Source organism: Luteimonas sp. A501 (assembly GCF_054052085.1).
The window spans coordinates 29163-43854 of sequence record NZ_JBSVRI010000003.1 but is presented as its reverse complement, the minus strand read 5'-3'; the positions used below and the strand labels follow the sequence as shown (position 1 = coordinate 43854).

General features: G+C 71.5%; 13 protein-coding genes. 7 read left to right on the top strand and 6 right to left on the bottom strand.

The window, feature by feature from the left end; genetic code table 11:
- Positions 1-63 precede the first annotated feature (63 nt).
- Positions 64-2562, bottom strand: coding sequence for an ATP-dependent helicase HrpB (gene hrpB, locus ACW7G5_RS09860; protein ID WP_457004074.1), 2499 nt, complete (start codon positions 2560-2562; stop codon positions 64-66).
- 179 nt (positions 2563-2741) lie between these two features.
- Between hrpB and ACW7G5_RS09855 the strand changes: the two genes are divergently transcribed.
- Entirely contained in the window at positions 2742-3557 is an 816-nt protein-coding gene (locus ACW7G5_RS09855) for a TatD family hydrolase (protein WP_457004072.1), read from the top strand.
- Positions 3558-3608: 51 nt separating this feature from the next.
- On the opposite strand, the gene ACW7G5_RS09850 is transcribed toward ACW7G5_RS09855, so the two are convergent.
- The 3 genes from ACW7G5_RS09850 to ACW7G5_RS09840 form a co-directional block, all read right to left on the bottom strand.
- Positions 3609-5195 carry an OmpA family protein gene (locus ACW7G5_RS09850; RefSeq protein WP_457004071.1) on the bottom strand — a complete coding sequence of 529 codons (1587 nt, stop codon included), beginning with the start codon at positions 5193-5195 and terminating at the stop codon, positions 3609-3611.
- A 115-nt stretch (positions 5196-5310) separates the two neighbouring features.
- Entirely contained in the window at positions 5311-6129 is an 819-nt protein-coding gene (locus ACW7G5_RS09845; RefSeq protein WP_457004069.1) for an ABC transporter permease, read from the bottom strand.
- The gene (locus ACW7G5_RS09840; RefSeq protein ID WP_457004068.1) at positions 6126-7094 is read right to left on the bottom strand and encodes an ABC transporter ATP-binding protein; all 969 of its coding nucleotides are present in this window, start codon (positions 7092-7094) and stop codon (positions 6126-6128) included. The genes ACW7G5_RS09845 and ACW7G5_RS09840 overlap by 4 nt, the downstream gene beginning before the upstream one ends.
- An 84-nt stretch (positions 7095-7178) precedes the next feature.
- Here ACW7G5_RS09840 and ACW7G5_RS09835 point away from each other — a divergent pair, with 84 nt between their 5' ends.
- From ACW7G5_RS09835 to ACW7G5_RS09810, 6 genes are all read left to right on the top strand, one after another.
- Positions 7179-7940 (top strand): ferredoxin--NADP reductase, encoded by a 762-nt coding sequence (locus ACW7G5_RS09835; protein WP_457004066.1) that lies wholly within the window; start codon positions 7179-7181, stop codon positions 7938-7940.
- A gap of 88 nt (positions 7941-8028) precedes the next feature.
- The gene (locus tag ACW7G5_RS09830) at positions 8029-8421 is read left to right on the top strand and encodes a hypothetical protein (RefSeq protein WP_457004064.1); all 393 of its coding nucleotides are present in this window, start codon (positions 8029-8031) and stop codon (positions 8419-8421) included.
- Positions 8418-8618 carry a helix-turn-helix transcriptional regulator gene (locus ACW7G5_RS09825; protein WP_457004062.1) on the top strand — a complete coding sequence of 67 codons (201 nt, stop codon included), beginning with the start codon at positions 8418-8420 and terminating at the stop codon, positions 8616-8618. Before ACW7G5_RS09830 ends, ACW7G5_RS09825 begins: the two co-directional genes overlap by 4 nt.
- Positions 8615-10117 (top strand): alpha/beta hydrolase, encoded by a 1503-nt coding sequence (locus ACW7G5_RS09820; protein ID WP_457004060.1) that lies wholly within the window; start codon positions 8615-8617, stop codon positions 10115-10117. The genes ACW7G5_RS09825 and ACW7G5_RS09820 overlap by 4 nt, the downstream gene beginning before the upstream one ends.
- Position 10118: 1 nt before the next feature.
- Positions 10119-10865 carry an ABC transporter ATP-binding protein gene (locus tag ACW7G5_RS09815; protein ID WP_457004058.1) on the top strand — a complete coding sequence of 249 codons (747 nt, stop codon included), beginning with the start codon at positions 10119-10121 and terminating at the stop codon, positions 10863-10865.
- Positions 10862-12043, top strand: coding sequence for an ABC transporter permease (locus tag ACW7G5_RS09810; protein ID WP_457004056.1), 1182 nt, complete (start codon positions 10862-10864; stop codon positions 12041-12043). The genes ACW7G5_RS09815 and ACW7G5_RS09810 overlap by 4 nt, the downstream gene beginning before the upstream one ends.
- A gap of 92 nt (positions 12044-12135) precedes the next feature.
- Here the strand turns inward: ACW7G5_RS09810 and ACW7G5_RS09805 are convergent, their stop codons facing one another.
- The gene (locus ACW7G5_RS09805; protein WP_457004054.1) at positions 12136-13203 is read right to left on the bottom strand and encodes an energy transducer TonB; all 1068 of its coding nucleotides are present in this window, start codon (positions 13201-13203) and stop codon (positions 12136-12138) included.
- 100 nt (positions 13204-13303) lie between these two features.
- A complete protein-coding gene (mnmE, locus tag ACW7G5_RS09800) occupies positions 13304-14683 on the bottom strand; it encodes a tRNA uridine-5-carboxymethylaminomethyl(34) synthesis GTPase MnmE (RefSeq protein ID WP_457004053.1) in 1380 nt (459 codons plus the stop codon).
- Positions 14684-14692: the final 9 nt, after the last annotated feature.

Below are 14692 nucleotides of genomic sequence, written 5' to 3'. Positions count from 1 at the left end.
ATGGATGACAGGTGCGAGTCTCGCGCGTGCGTCGTCGTGCCCGCGTGATCCGGGCGGCGCCGTTCAGCCGCCGCGCGGCCGCGCACGATGGGTGGGAACGGCGTTCCACGGATCCTCGGGCCAGGGGTGCCTGGGATACCGGCCCTTCATCTCCCGCCGCACCTCGGGCCAGGTGCGGTCCCAGAAGCTGCGGAGGTCGGACGTCACCTGCAGCGGGCGCCCGGCCGGCGACAGCAGGTGGAGCAGTAGCGGCACGCGGCCGTCGGCGATGCGCGGCGTGTCGGCCAGGCCGAACAGCTCCTGCAGCTTGACCGCGAGCACCGGCGGCTGCGGCTGGCCGTCGCCGCCGATGGCGTAGTCGATGGCGCGCGCCTGGCCCGAAGGCACGGTGATGCGCACCGGTGCCAGCGCGTCCACGCGCTGCTGCAGGGCCCAGTCCAGGCGGCCGCGGACGGCCGCCGCCAGCTCCTCGGCGCCCAGCGCATCGAGCCGCGCCTTGCCCGCGAAGGCGGGCCTGAGCCAGTCGTCCAGGGTGGCCATGAGCGCGTCGTCACCCACGTCCGGCAGGTCGAGCCCGGGCATCCAGGCGCGCAGGCTGGCGACGCGCGCGCGCCACTGCCGCAGGCTTTCACTCCACGGCAGCACGTCGAGGCCGAGCGTGCGCACGGCATCGGCCAGCGCCTGCGCCGCGGCGGCGGGATCGACGCGCCCGGCCGGGCGGCTGTCGAGGACGATGCCGGCGAAGCGACGCACGCGCTCAGCCACCAGCGCGCGGCGGTCCGCATCCCAGCGGGTCTCGTCGCGCTCGCTGAAGCGCCCGCCGAAGTCGCGCCGCAGCGCCGCCTCGTCGACCGGCGCCGCGCGCAGCAGCAGGGCGTCGCGCGCGTCGTGGCGCAGCTCGCTTGCGACCAGCCACGGCTCACCGACCAGCTCGCTGTCCTCCAGCAGCCGCGCCATGCGGCCGTTGGCGAGCTGGTAACGGCGCAGGTCGGTCGCGTGCCGCGCCGCAATGCGGTCGGGGAAGGCATGCGCCAGCACGTCGCCAAGCGCGTGCGCGGGCACTTCGGCCGGGGGCGTGGCATCCAGCCGCAGGCGGCGGCGCCACTGCCGCGCCGAGGCGTCGATCGCCGCCAGTGCGGCACGGCTGGCCTCGGCCGGGACCCGCCGCGAGCGGAACGCGGCCAGCGCGCGCCAGCGCGCGGCCACGGCGTCGCTGCGCGAACGCAGCGGATCGCGCGACTCGACCAGCGCCGCCAGATCGCAGGCCAGCGCGCGACCCGCGGGATCGGCGGTGGCCAAGAGCATCGCCGCCAGCCGCGGGTGGGTGCCGAGCGCGAGCATGCGCCGCCCGCGCGCCGTGATCGCATCGCCCTCCAGCGCACCGAGCGCGCGCAGCAGGTCGCGCGCCGCGGCCAGCGTCCCCGGCGGCGGCGGATCGACGAAGCGCAGCTGGTCGCTGCCCCAGGCCGCGAGCTCGAGCGCCATCCCGGCCAACTCCACCTGGGCGATTTCCGGCCGCCGCTGCGGCTCCAGCCGCTGCGACTCGGGCCACAGGCGATATGCCCAGCCGGCGGCCACGCGGCCCGCGCGGCCCGCGCGCTGGTCGGCGGACGACTGCGCGATGCGGACCACGTCCAGGCGGCTGAAGCCGCTGTTGGGATCATGCTGCGGCTCGCGCGCCAGCCCGCTGTCGACCACCACCCGCACCCCCGGCAGGGTCACGCTGGACTCGGCGACGTTGGTCGCCAACACCACCCGGCGGCGGCCATCGGCGGCCGGACGCAGCAGGCGCGCCTGCTCATCGACCGGGAGATCGCCGTGCAGCTGCAGCGCCTCGGCGCCCGCGGCGTCCACCGCGCCACCGGCGGCGAGCGCGGCGGCGGCGCGCGCGATCTCGCGGCGGCCGGGAAGAAAGGCGAGCACATCGCCCGGATGGCGCGCGAGCGCATGCTCCACCGCGCGGCGCAGCTGCTGCTCCAGGGCCTCGTCGCGACGCGCCGGGAAATGCGTCACCTCCACCGGATGGCTGCGCCCCGCGCTGGACAGCCGCGGCGCATCCAGGAAGCCGGCCAGGCGCTCGCCGTCGAGAGTCGCCGACATCAGCACGATGCGCAGGTCCTCGCGCAGCCCCGCTTGCACGTCGAGCGCCAGCGCCAGGCCCAGGTCCGCCGCGAGATGCCGCTCATGGAATTCGTCGAACAGCAGCGCCCCGACGCCCTCCAGCATCGGATCGTCCTGCAGCATGCGGGTGAGGATGCCCTCGGTGACGACCTCGATGCGGGTCGCCGACGAGACCCGGCTCTCGAAGCGGATGCGGTAGCCGATGGTCTGTCCGACTTCCTCGCCGAGCGATGACGCCATGAAGCCCGCCGCCGCGCGCGCGGCCACGCGGCGCGGCTCGAGCATGAGGATGCGCCGGCCCGCGAGCCAGGGCTCGTCGAGCAGCGCCAGCGGCACCCGCGTGGTCTTGCCGGCACCGGGCGGCGCCTCGAGCACCAGGCGTGGATGCAACAGCAGCGCTTCGCGGATCGCCGGCAGCAGTGCGTCGATGGGAAATGTCATGTGCTGCACGCGCAAAGGATAGGGCTTTCCGGTCCATGCCCCCGTGCAGCGGCGTGCTCTCCCACGAAACCCGCGGCCCGCCATCCTCCACTGGCCACACAACACACGACACACAGCCCACGACACCCTTCACCTACCAGACGCCTGCCGCCCTAGCACCCTCCATCTACAATGCCGCCATGGATCTCATCGACATCGGTGCCAACCTCACCCACGACAGCTTCGACCACGACCGCGACCAGGTCATGGCCCGCGCCCGCAATGCCGGCGTCGTGCAGATGGTCGTCACCGGCGCCAGCCGCGAACACTCCCCGATGGCGCTCGAACTCGCACGCGCCCATCCCGGCGAGCTGTTCGCCACCGCCGGCGTGCATCCCCACCACGCCAGCGACTACACCGCCGAGTGCGACGCCGAGATGCGCGCCCTGCATGCCCATCCCCAGGTGGTGGCCGTGGGCGAGACCGGCCTGGACTACTTCCGCGACTTCTCCCCCCGCCCCGCCCAGCGCAAGGCCTTCGAACGCCAGCTTGGCATCGCCGCCGACCTGTTCGCCGCGGGCCGCGCCAAACCGCTGTTCCTGCACCAGCGCGACGCGCATGCCGACTTCATCGCGATCATGAAGGACTTCGAGGGCCGCATCGGCCCCGCGGTGGTGCACTGCTTCACCGGCAGCCGCGAAGAGCTCTTCGACTGCATCGACCGCGACTGGCACATCGGCATCACCGGCTGGCTCTGCGACGAGCGCCGCGGCAAGCACCTGCGCGAGATCGTCGCCAACATCCCCGCCAACCGGCTGATGATCGAGACCGACGCCCCCTACCTGCTGCCGCGCACGCTCAAGCCGATGCCCAAGGACCGGCGCAACGAACCGATGTTCCTGTCGCACATCGTCGAAGAGCTGGCGCGCGACCGCCGCGAGGACGTCGCGGTGACCGCGGCGAATGCCACGGCCACCACGCGCACGTTCTTCCAGCTCCCCGCCCCGCCCCTGTAGGAGCAGCTACAGCTGCTCCCAAGGGTTGGCGTTGGCGACGGGATGGGGCGGTTACAGGCGGACCAGTTCGACGCGGCGGTTCTTCGCGCGGCCCTCGTCGGTCGCGTTGTCCGCCACCGGCTGCGACTGGCCATGGCCCTTAGCCTGCAGGCGCGAGGCATCGATCCCCTGCGAGGCCAGCGCCGCTACCACGCTCTTCGCGCGCGCCTCCGACAGGCGCTGGTTGTGCGCGGCATCGCCGGTGTCGTCGGTATGGCCATCGATCGACAGGCGCAGCGAGGGATCGTCGCGCAGCAGGGCAAGCACCTGCTCCACCTGCGGCGTCGAGTCGGTAAGGATGTCGGCCTTGTCGACCGCGAAGTTGACCTGGATCGCGACCCGGCCATCGGCGTCGAGCTGCTGCTTCAGCTCCGATGCCGGCAGCAGCGCCGCGGTCTGCACGAAGCCCTCGCGCTCGGCCACCACCCAGCCGGAGGAGAGGTAGTCCAGCGCCGCATGCACCCAGACCTGGCGGCCATCGGCGAGGTCGACGCGGTAGACGCGTGATTCGTAGTCGTCCCAGCTGAAGCCGGTGGCGTCGCTGTAGAAGCCCTTCAGGTCGCTGTCGTAACGCTCCGACGCCTCCTTGGGAATCCGGCCTTCGAACACCGGGACAGCGCCGGCCTCGGCCATCATCGCCTCGAGGTTGCGGCGCACTTCGTGCATCGAGTAGGAGCGCTCCCGGGCCCTCACGTCCGCGGCGTACGTCCGGCCCTCGACTTCCTCGAAGCCACTGCCGGTCCAGAACGGGTACATGTCGAAGTCGCGCTGTTTGGGCCTGTTGCCCTCGTCGTAGCCCTCCGGCAGCGACAGGTAGGGGAACTCGCCGCCCCAGTGCGCGCCGGCCTCGAAGGGGCGCTCTTCCACCACCACCAGCGCGGCGCCGTGGGAATGCGTGGACAGCTGCATCCAGATGCTGCGGTCGGCCTGGCGGATGACGTGGACGGTGGTCGCCGTGTCGGCGTCGAGGTTGACGCCTTCGATGAAGCCGCCGCCGATCTCGGCTTGCAACTGCGGGCCGTAATAGAGGTCGCGCCGCAGGGGACCTTCGAAGACCTGCTTCGCTCCTGCCTGTGCGAACACCGCTTCAAGGTTGCGGCGCAGCTCGAGCCGGGAGAATTCCTTGTCGCCGCGCTGGTCGCGGTCGACGCCCAGCAGGCTGTTCCAGCTCGCGCCCTCCACCCAGTGCAGGCCGTCCCCGAGCCGGAACGGGAAGCGCGCGTAGCGGCGCTGGTTCGGCCGGTTGACCGGACCGTAGCCGGAGGGCATGGAGAAGAACGGCAGTTCGCCCAGCGATGCGCTGCTCAGCGGCACGCTCTCGATATCGAAGGGCAGCAGTGCGATCGGGTTGCCTTCCTTGTCCTCGAGGCCGGACCCGGAACGCGCCGCATAGGCGGCACCGGCATCGGCGGCACCGGCATCGCCCGCATCGGGCAGCGCCTCTTCGGCTGCGGCGCCATTGGCGGGCTGCGGCGCGGCATCGCCGGCAGGCGCGGCCCCGGCAGCGGATGCCGTATCGCTGCCGGGCCCGGGCGCGGCACCGCAGGCGGACAGGATCATCGCAAGCGCGCACGCGGCGGCCAGGTTCCCTTTGCGCATTCCTCTTGCTCCAGTGGGGGGCGGAAGGCGCGAGGTTACCTCAAGATGATTGCGACACGAACAGCGCGGCCATGGCCGCTCCCACGCGCTGGGTGGCCCCCCGCCTGCGGGGGGCTCAGCTGCGCAGGCCGACGCCGCGTTTCAGCAGCCACAACCCCAGCGCACCGAGCGCGACGACAAAGACCAGCATCAGCGCATATGCCACCCACAGCGGGACGTCGCCCTGCCCGAGCAGGCCGTAGCGGAAGGCGTTGACCATGTAGAAGATCGGGTTGGCGTAGGTCGCCGCGCGCGCCCACTCGGGCAGCAGCTGGATCGAATAGAACACGCCGCCGAGATACGTCAGCGGAGTGAGGATGAAGATCGGCACGATCGCGACGTCGTCGAACTTCTTCGCGAACACCGCGTTGACGAAGCCGGCCAGCGCGAAGATGGTCGCGCCCAGCAGCACCGTCGACAGCGTCACCCACGGATGCGGGATGCGCACGGTGGTGAACAGCATCGCGATGCAGAGCACGATCACGCCCACCATCAGCCCGCGCAGCACGGCACCTGCGACATAGCCGCCGAGGATCACCCACGGCGGCATCGGGCTGACCAGCAGCTCCTCGACATGGCGGCCGAACTTGGCGCCGAAGAACGAGGACGAAATGTTGCCGTAGCTGTTCTGGATCACGCTCATCATCACCAGGCCCGGGACGATGAAGTCCATGTAGCTGATGCCGTCCATGGTCCCGATGCGGCTGCCGATCAGGCCGCCGAAGATCAGGAAGTACAGCGTCATGGTGATCGCCGGCGGCACCAGGGTCTGGCTCCAGATGCGCAGGATGCGCATCACCTCGCGGCGGGCGACGGTGCCGAGCGCGACCAGGTCGGCGCGCAGGCCGGACGGCGCGGCATGGGCGTTTGCGTCGTGGACCGGCGTCGTGCTCATGCCGCGACCCCCGTTCCGGCGGCGGCCGGCTGGCCGGGGTCCCCCGTCATGCGCACGAACAGCTCCTCGAGGCGGTTGGACTTGTTGCGCATCGAGCGCACCCGGATGCCGGCGGCGTCGAGCGCGGAGAACACGCGGTTGAGGTCCATCGAGCGCGGCATGTCGATGTCGAGCGTGTGCGCGTCGGCCGCGCGCACCTCGGCGCCGGGGATCTCCGGCAGCACCGGGGGGAGCGCGTCCTCGACGTCGAGCAGGAAGCCTTCGACGTCGAGCTTCGACAGCAGGGTGCGCATCGGGCCGGATTCGACGATGCGGCCGTGGTCGATGATCGCGAGGTTGCGGCACAGGTTCTCCGCTTCCTCCAGGTAGTGCGTGGTGAGGATGATGGTGGTGCCGGCGGCGTTGATCTCGCGCAGCGAGTGCCACATGCCGCGGCGGATCTCGATGTCGACGCCGGCGGTGGGCTCGTCGAGGATCAGGAGCCGCGGCGAGGTCATCATCGCGCGGGCGATCATCAGCCGCCGCTTCATGCCGCCCGACAGCGTGCGCGCCATCATCTGCGCCTTGGGCGACAGGTGCGCGCGCTCGAGCTCCACCTTCGCGCGCGCCAGCGCCTCGCGGCGCGGCACGCCGTAGAAGCCGGCGTAGTTGACCAGGATGTCGAGCGGCTGCTCGAACATGTTGAAGTTGAGTTCCTGCGGCACCAGCCCGACCAGGCGCATCGCGCGCGCGCGCTCGGCCTGCTGGTCGACGCCGAACACGCGCACCTCGCCCGAGGTCTTGTTGACCAGCGAGGAGATGATGCCGATCAGGGTCGACTTGCCGGCGCCGTTGGGGCCGAGCAGTGCGTAGAAATCGCCGGGCGCGACGTCGAGCGAAACCCCCTTCAGGGCTTCGACGCGGTTGTCGTAGGTCTTGCGCAGGTCGCGCACCGACAGGGCGGCGGGCGGGGCGGCGTGACTCATCGTGACTCCTTGGCCGCGGGTGCATGCAGGGGGGCGGTATTATAGGTGTCCTGCGGGTCCCGGCCCGGAAACGGTCCATCCCAAGTGCCCGCACAGTTCCCGCTCAAGCTTGTCTCCCGTCGCATGTTGGCGCCCACCGTGGCCCACCTGGTGTTCACCCGCGACGACGGCCTGCCGCTGGACTACATTCCCGGGCAGTTCCTGCAGGTGCACTTCAGCTATGGCGACGGCACCGCCACCAGACGCAGCTATTCGCTGGCCACCATCCACGACCACGCGATGGGCCCGGGCGACTGCGTCGAGATCGCCGTCAGCTACGTTCCCGGCGGTGCCGCGACCTCGCTGTTCGAGACCCTGGAGATCGGCGGCACGGTCCTGGCCAGCGGGCCCTTCGGGCGCTTCTGCCTGCAGCCTGCCGACGACAACCGCCGCTACCTGCTGGTCGGCACCGGCACCGGTGTCACGCCCTACCGCGCGATGCTGCCGCTGCTCGAGCAGGCGATGGCCACGCGCGCCATCGAGGTGGTGCTGCTGTTCGGCGCCCGGACCCCGGAAGAGCTGCTGTACGGCGACGAGTTCCGCGCCTTTGCCGCATCGCACCCGGGCTTTCGCTTCGTGCCCTGCTTCTCGCGCGAGCTGCCGGAACCGGGCAGCGCCCAGGACCATCCCGACGTCCGCCACGGCTACGTGCAGCAGTTCCTGGAAGAATTCGCACCCCGGGCCGACGGCGACATCGCCTACCTGTGCGGCAACCCGGACATGGTCGACGCCTGCTTCGAGGCGCTCAAGGAGCACGGCCTGCCCATTCCGCGCATCCGGCGCGAGAAGTACGTCAGCAGCAAATAGGCCGCGCGACGGTGTCAAGCGTGCTTGACAGCCGGATCCGGTCGCGGCATCCTCATGTCAAGCAAACTTGACATGAGGCGCCACTGCCATGCAATCCATCGAACGTCGTTACCGTCGCGAGTTCCTTCCTGCCATGACGGCCTACGTGATCGTGCTGTTCCTGTCGATGTTTGCGCTGCACGCGGTCGACGCGACGTGGGCGCGTGCCGCGCTGGCGCTGCTGCCGGCAGTGCCGATCGTGTTCGTGGCGCGCGCCGTGCTGCGCTTCGTGCGCGACAGCGACGAGATGCAGCGCAGGATCCAGCTCGAGTCCTTCGCCCAGGCATCGCTGGTGCTGACCCTCGGCAGCTTCGCGCTCGGCCTGCTGGCACTGGCCGGGGTGCTGCACGTCAACGCCGGCCTGGCGCTGATCCTCGTCCTGCCGGCGTATTCCCTGCTGCATGGCGTGTTCGCCTGCATCACCACGCGCCGCTACCGATGAAGAGCTGCGTCCGCGAACTGCGCGAGGCCCGCGGCTGGTCACAGGCGCAACTCGGTGAACGTCTGGGGGTGTCGAGACAGACGGTGAACGCGATCGAAACCGGAAAATACGATCCAAGCCTGCCGCTGGCGTTCCGCATCTCCCGCCTGTTCGCGTCACCCATTGAATCCATCTTCCACCCCGAGGATCCCGCATGAGTAACCGTGGAACCCCCATGGCCGCGCTCCTGGCCGCCGTGCTCGCGGCCGGCTGCACGACGCAACCCGGCGGCGAGCCGGCCGACGGCCGCATGCGCCAGGGCGCGATCGAATTCGAGTCCTGCTCATTGAGTGCGGTGGGCGCCAAGGCGGTCGAGGCGCAGTGCGCGACCTTCGCGGTGCCCGAGGACCATGACGCGGCCGACGGTCGCCGGATCGAACTCGCGATCGCCTTCCTGCCGGCCACCGGCCAGGCCGAGCCCGACCCGGTGCTGATGATCGCCGGTGGTCCCGGCCAGTCGGCGCTGGAGTCGTTTCCCTCGGCGGCTGCGGCCTTCGACGATGTGCGCCGCAGCCGCAACGTGGTCCTGGTCGATGCCCGCGGCACCGGCGGCTCGGCGCCCCTGCACTGCAAGGGCGAGGAGGGCGGGAACGCCTTCGGCCCCGAACAGGACACGTCGCAGGACGCCATGCGCGCCTTCGCCGAGCGCTGCCGCGACGCACTGGCGCCCGACCACGACCTGCGCCGCTACGCGACCATGGATCACGTGCGCGACCTCGAGGCGGTGCGCAAGGCCCTGGGCGTGCCGCAGTTCAACCTGGTCGGCATCTCCTACGGCACGCGCGTGGCGCAGCAGTACGCCAAGGCCTACCCCGCCGCCACGCGCACGGTGCTGCTCGACGGCGTGGCGCCCAACAGCATGGTGCTCGGCCAGGAACACGCCCGGAACCTGGAGCAGGCGCTCGCCGCGCAGTTCGAGCGCTGCCGCGCCGAACCCGCCTGCGTCGGCAACCTGGGCGATCCGTCGGCGCTGCTGCCCGTGGTCCGCTCGGCCCTGGAGGCGGGCGACCTCGCTCCCGTCGACTACCGCGACCCGGTGAGCGGCGAGTGGCTCGAGGAAACCCCGGCCTTCGGCCACCTGGCGGCGCTGCTCCGGATGTTCTCCTACCAGCCCGCCGCCGCCGCGACCCTGCCGCTGCTGCTCCACGACGCCTCGCAGGGCCGCTATTCGCCGCTGCTGGCGCAGTCGCGGATGCTGGGCGCGTCGCTGGGCGACGCGATGGCGCACGGCATGCAGCTGTCGGTGATCTGCACCGAGGACGTCGGCGAAATGTCGATCGATCCGGACGATGCGGGCAGCGTGCTCGGCAACGAGATGGTGGCGATGCTGCAGGCGCAGTGCGCGGCCTGGCCGACCGCGCCGCGCGCGGAGGGCTTCCGCGAACCACTCACCGGCGACGTCCCGCTGCTCGCGATCAGCGGCGAGTTCGACCCGGTCACGCCGCCGCGCTACGGCGAGGACGTGGTCGCGCACCTGGCCAACGCACGCCACCTGGTCGCGCCCGGGCAGGGCCACAACGTGATCGGCGCCGGCTGCATGCCGAAGCTGGTCGCGCAGTTCATCGAGCGCGCCGACGCCGCCGGCATCGACGCCGGCTGCCTCGACCGCCTGGCCCCGGCGCCGCCGTTCGCCGGCTATTACGGATGGGAGCCCTGAGATGATCGAAGTCCAAGACCTGCACAAGACCTTCAAGGCCAAGTCCGGCCCGGTGCACGCGGTGCGCGGCGTCAGCTTCGAGGCCCGCGACGGCGAGATCACCGGCCTGCTCGGCCCCAACGGCGCCGGCAAGACCACCACCCTGCGCATGCTGTACACCCTGATGTCGCCCGAGCGCGGCACGGTCCGCGTGGACGGCCTGGACGCGCAGCGCGATGCCAGCGCCGTGCGCCGCAGCCTGGGCGTGCTGCCCGACGCCCGCGGCGTCTACAAGCGCCTGACCGCGCGCGAGAACATCACCTACTTCGGGCGCCTGTATGGCCTGGACGACGCCACCATCGCCGCGCGCATCGACGAACTGGCGGGCAGGCTGGGCATGGAGGACTTCCTCGACCGCCGCACCGAGGGCTTCTCGCAGGGCCAGCGCACCAAGACCGCCATCGCGCGCGCGCTGGTGCATTCGCCGCGCAACGTGATCCTGGACGAGCCCACCAACGGCCTGGACGTGATGACCACCCGCGGCCTGCGCGCCTTCCTGCAGGAGCTGCGGGCGCAGGGCCACTGCGTGATCTTCAGCAGCCACATCATGCAGGAGGTGGCTGCGCTGTGCGATCGCATCGTGATCATCGCCCAAGGCGAAGTGCGCGCCAACGGCACCCCCGATGAGCTGCGCGCGCTGTCGGGCGAGGACAACCTCGAGGACGCCTTCGTCAACCTGATCGGCACCGAGGAGGGCCTGTCCGCATGAGCCTCACCAACAACACGGTGCTGACCGTCGCCCGCAAGGAGCTGCTGGACCTGTTCCGCGACCGGCGCACGGTCATGCTGGGCCTGCTGATGGGGCCGCTGCTGTTCCCGGTGCTGATCCTGGGCATGGGTTCGCTGGCCGAGAAGCGCGCGCGCACGCAGATCGAGTCGGTGCTGGAGCTGCCGGTGATCGGCGCCGAACACGCGCCCAACCTGGTCCGCCACCTGGGCACGCGCGACATCAAGGCCATCGAACCCCCGGACGACGCCGAGCGTGCGCTGCGCAACCAAGACCACGACGTGGTGCTGCGCATCCCGGAGGCGTTCCCGGAGCTCTGGCGCGAAAGCCGCATGGCGACCGTGGAGATCCTCTACGACTCCTCGCGCCAGGATTCGCGGATCCCGGTGGCGCGGGTGCGCGAGGCGCTCGCCCAGTACGGCAACCAGGTCGGTGCGCTGCGCATGGTCAGCCGCGGGATCAGCCCGGAGGCCACGATCGCGGTGATGGTGGCGCAGCGCGACGTGGCCACGCCGGAATCGCGGCGCGGCATGCTGCTCGCCTTCCTGCCCTACCTGCTGATCTTCAGCGCCTTCATCGGCGGCGCCTACATGGTGATCGACGTGACCGCCGGCGAGCGCGAGCGACAGTCGCTCGAGCCGCTGCTGGCCACGCCAAGCTCGCGCGGCGCGCTGATGAGCGGCAAGATCCTCGCCGCCTGCGCGCTGGGCATGCTCAGCCAGCTGCTGATCCTGGTCGCGCTTGCGGTCAGCCTGGCGCTGGCGCCGAAGGCGCTGCAGATGGTCTCGCTGACGCCGCAGATGCTGGTGTTGCTGCTGGCCGTGCTGATCCCGATCGTGCTGATCGGCTGCACCCTGCTGACCCTGATCTCGGCCAGCGTCAAGTCGGTGAAGGAAGCGCAGAGCTACATGAGCGTGCTGATGCTGCTGCCGATCCTTCCCACCGTGGTGCTGATGGTCAGCCCGGTGAAGGAGCAGCTGTGGCAGTTCGCGGTGCCATTCCTGGCCCAGAACCAGATGGTGCTCAAGCTGGTGCGCAGCGAATGGATCGCACCGATGCAGTGGTTGGTCTACTTCGGCGCCAGCCTCGGCCTGGCCCTGGTGCTGTGGCTGATGGCCGTCCGCCTGTACCACCGCGAGAAGCTGGCGATCTCGGCCTGAGGCCTGAACAAGCCTGGAAACAGAAACGCCCGGCCAATGGCCGGGCGTTTGCTGGTGGGGCGACCGGCAGGCCATCCCGATGCCGCGGTGGCTCAGCCGCCGGGATTGAACGCGATAGTGCGCCGGGTGGTGACCGGTTCGGACACCGGCTCGAAGCGCCAGCGGCGGACCGCGGCCACGGCTTCGCGGTCGAAGACCCGCGGCGGGTCGGCGCGGACCACGCGCGCGTCGCTGACGCTGCCGTCGGCCCCTACCGTGAACTCCACCTGGACCTCGCCCGCCTGCGCGGCACGCAGGGCATCGGGCGGGTAGCGTGGTGCAGGCGTGCTGAGCGGCCGCAGGGTGGGCGCCGCAGCCACCGGTGCCGGTGTCGTGGCCGCCTGCTGGGCCTGCTGGCGCCGCTCGGCGGCGCGCTGCTCGGCTGCGCGCGCCGCAGCCGCGGCCGCGACGCGCTCGGCCTCGGCGCGCTCGGCGGCTTCGGTCTCGGCACGCTGCTGCTGCGCAAGCTGCTCGCTGGCCTGGCGCTGCTCGGCGGCCTGGGCGCGCTCGCGATCGACTGCAAGCTGGCGCTGGCGTTCGACTTCCTGCTCGGCGCTCAGCGCCTGCTGGGCAATGCGCCGGTCCACGCCCTCTTCAGCCGTGACGATCGTGGCCTGGAGGCGCTGCAGGGCCGGGTGGTCGGCGTCGGCGCGCCCGACCAGGACCGCCAGCCGGCGCGCCTCCTCGAAGTCCTCGCGGTCACGCGCCTGCTCGGTGGCGATCACCAGCATCGGCATGAGGTCGGTCAGGGCGCTGGCGACCGCGGCATCGCCGGGCGATTTCTCGCGCAGGGCCAGGTAGTACTCCAGCGCGTTGTCGCCGGCCGGCGCGTAGAGGCGGCTTTCGGCATAGGCGGCGCGCCCACGCTCGCGAAGCTCGTCGGCGCCGAGTTCGGCCAGGGCATCGGCCTGGATGGCGGCCTGTTCGGCGGCATCGACCGCGCTGGCAGCGGCGGCCTGGCTTGCGCCAGTCGCGCTGGCGGCGGCGGCGCTGCTGGCGGCATCGGCCGCGGGCGCGGCGGTGTCATCCTTGCCGCAGGCCGCGATGGCGAGGATGAGGGCCGCGGCAAGGGCCAGCCGAGGCAGGCTCCCTCGCGCGGTGGCTTGGTCGTTCACGGACATCGGTTTGTACTCCCCCTGAGTGTGCGGATGCGCACGTATGCCTAGGACGCGGCACGCGGGCCTGTTTGTCAACACCCCGGCCCGTCGAGGCGCCCCTGCGCTACTTGCCGACGCAGAAGCGCGAAAAAATATGACCCAGCAGTTCATCGGCCCCGACCTGGCCGGTGATGTCGCCCAGCGCTCGGTGCGCGGCGCGCAGTGATTCGGCGGCCAGGTCCAGTGCCTCGCTGGCCAACTCCAGCGCCGCCCGGTCCAGGTGCGCGGCGGCGCGGCCCAGAGCCTCGACATGGCGCGCACGCGCGGTGAACTCGCCTTCCCCGGCGGAAGTATCCGCGATGACGGGCTCCCCGCCCATCATCGGCTCGCCCATCACCAGCTGGCGCAGGCGCAGATGCAGCTCCTCCATGCCCTGGCCCGTGGCCGCGGAGACGCGCAGCTCCCCGGTCGGCGGCGGCGGTGCGCCGGCCGGCAGCAGGTCCGCCTTGTTGTGCAGCCACAGGATGCGCGGCACGCCGGCAAGGTCGGCGGCGATCGCGGCACGGCCCGCGTCGGGATCACGCGCATCGACCACGGCGATCGCCAGCCCGGCCTGCGCCAGCTCGTCGCGGGCGCGGCGCATGCCTTCGCGCTCGATGGCATCGCCCCCGGCACGCAGGCCGGCGGTGTCGACCAGGGTCAGTTCGGCGCCGTCGACGTGCACGGTCTCGCGCAGCAGGTCGCGGGTGGTGCCGGCGATGTCGGTGACAATCGCCCGCTCGCTGCCGGCCAGCGCGTTGAGCAGCGAGCTCTTGCCGGCGTTGGGCGGACCCACGATCACCGCGTCCAGGCCGTCGCGCAGGCGGCGGCCGCGCTCGGCGGTGGCCAGCAACGCAGCCAGGCCGGTACGCGCCCGGTCCAGGCGCGCGGCCAACTCGGCGCCGCCGAGGGTGTCGAGCGGCTCGTCGGCAAAGTCGATCGCGGCCTCGGCGTGGACGCGGATCGCCACCAGGGCTTCGGCAAGGGCCTCGACCCGGCGCGAGAACTCGCCGTCCAGCGACCGCCGCGCGGCACGCGCCGCGGTCAGGTCGCCGGCGGCGACCAGATCGGCGACCGCCTCGGCCTGGGCCAGGTCGAGCCGACCATTGAGGAACGCGCGCTCGGTGAATTCGCCCGGCCGCGCCATGCGCGCACCCAGGGCGCAGCAGCGTGCCACCAGGGCCTGCAGCAGCACGGGATTGCCGTGGCCCTGCAGTTCTGCCACGTCTTCACCGGTGTAGCTGGCAGGCGCGGCGAACAGCAGCACGATGCCGTCATCGATGGTGTCGCCCGCGGCGTCGACGAAGCGCGCGTACTGCGCCTGCCTGGGCCTGGGCGCGCGGCCGCCGCAAACTGCGCTCGCGATCGCCGCTGCAGCCGGCCCCGACAGCCGCACGATGCCGACTCCGCCGCTGCCGGCGGCGGTGGCAACGGCGACGATGGTGTCGGTCACGGCCAAGGTCATCCCTGCACG

What these genes read in the sequence shown, in the direction of transcription:
- hrpB (WP_457004074.1), bottom strand. Translation starts at nt 2,562, where the DNA reads ATGACATTTCCCATCGACGCACTGCTGCCGGCGATCCGCGAAGCGCTG.
- ACW7G5_RS09815 (WP_457004058.1), top strand. Translation starts at nt 10,119, where the DNA reads ATGATCGAAGTCCAAGACCTGCACAAGACCTTCAAGGCCAAGTCCGGC.
- mnmE (WP_457004053.1), bottom strand. Translation starts at nt 14,683, where the DNA reads ATGACCTTGGCCGTGACCGACACCATCGTCGCCGTTGCCACCGCCGCC.
- ACW7G5_RS09820 (WP_457004060.1), top strand. Translation starts at nt 8,615, where the DNA reads ATGAGTAACCGTGGAACCCCCATGGCCGCGCTCCTGGCCGCCGTGCTC.
- ACW7G5_RS09830 (WP_457004064.1), top strand. Translation starts at nt 8,029, where the DNA reads ATGCAATCCATCGAACGTCGTTACCGTCGCGAGTTCCTTCCTGCCATG.
- ACW7G5_RS09840 (WP_457004068.1), bottom strand. Translation starts at nt 7,094, where the DNA reads ATGAGTCACGCCGCCCCGCCCGCCGCCCTGTCGGTGCGCGACCTGCGC.
- ACW7G5_RS09850 (WP_457004071.1), bottom strand. Translation starts at nt 5,195, where the DNA reads ATGCGCAAAGGGAACCTGGCCGCCGCGTGCGCGCTTGCGATGATCCTG.
- ACW7G5_RS09845 (WP_457004069.1), bottom strand. Translation starts at nt 6,129, where the DNA reads ATGAGCACGACGCCGGTCCACGACGCAAACGCCCATGCCGCGCCGTCC.
- ACW7G5_RS09805 (WP_457004054.1), bottom strand. Translation starts at nt 13,203, where the DNA reads ATGTCCGTGAACGACCAAGCCACCGCGCGAGGGAGCCTGCCTCGGCTG.
- ACW7G5_RS09825 (WP_457004062.1), top strand. Translation starts at nt 8,418, where the DNA reads ATGAAGAGCTGCGTCCGCGAACTGCGCGAGGCCCGCGGCTGGTCACAG.
- ACW7G5_RS09855 (WP_457004072.1), top strand. Translation starts at nt 2,742, where the DNA reads ATGGATCTCATCGACATCGGTGCCAACCTCACCCACGACAGCTTCGAC.
- ACW7G5_RS09810 (WP_457004056.1), top strand. Translation starts at nt 10,862, where the DNA reads ATGAGCCTCACCAACAACACGGTGCTGACCGTCGCCCGCAAGGAGCTG.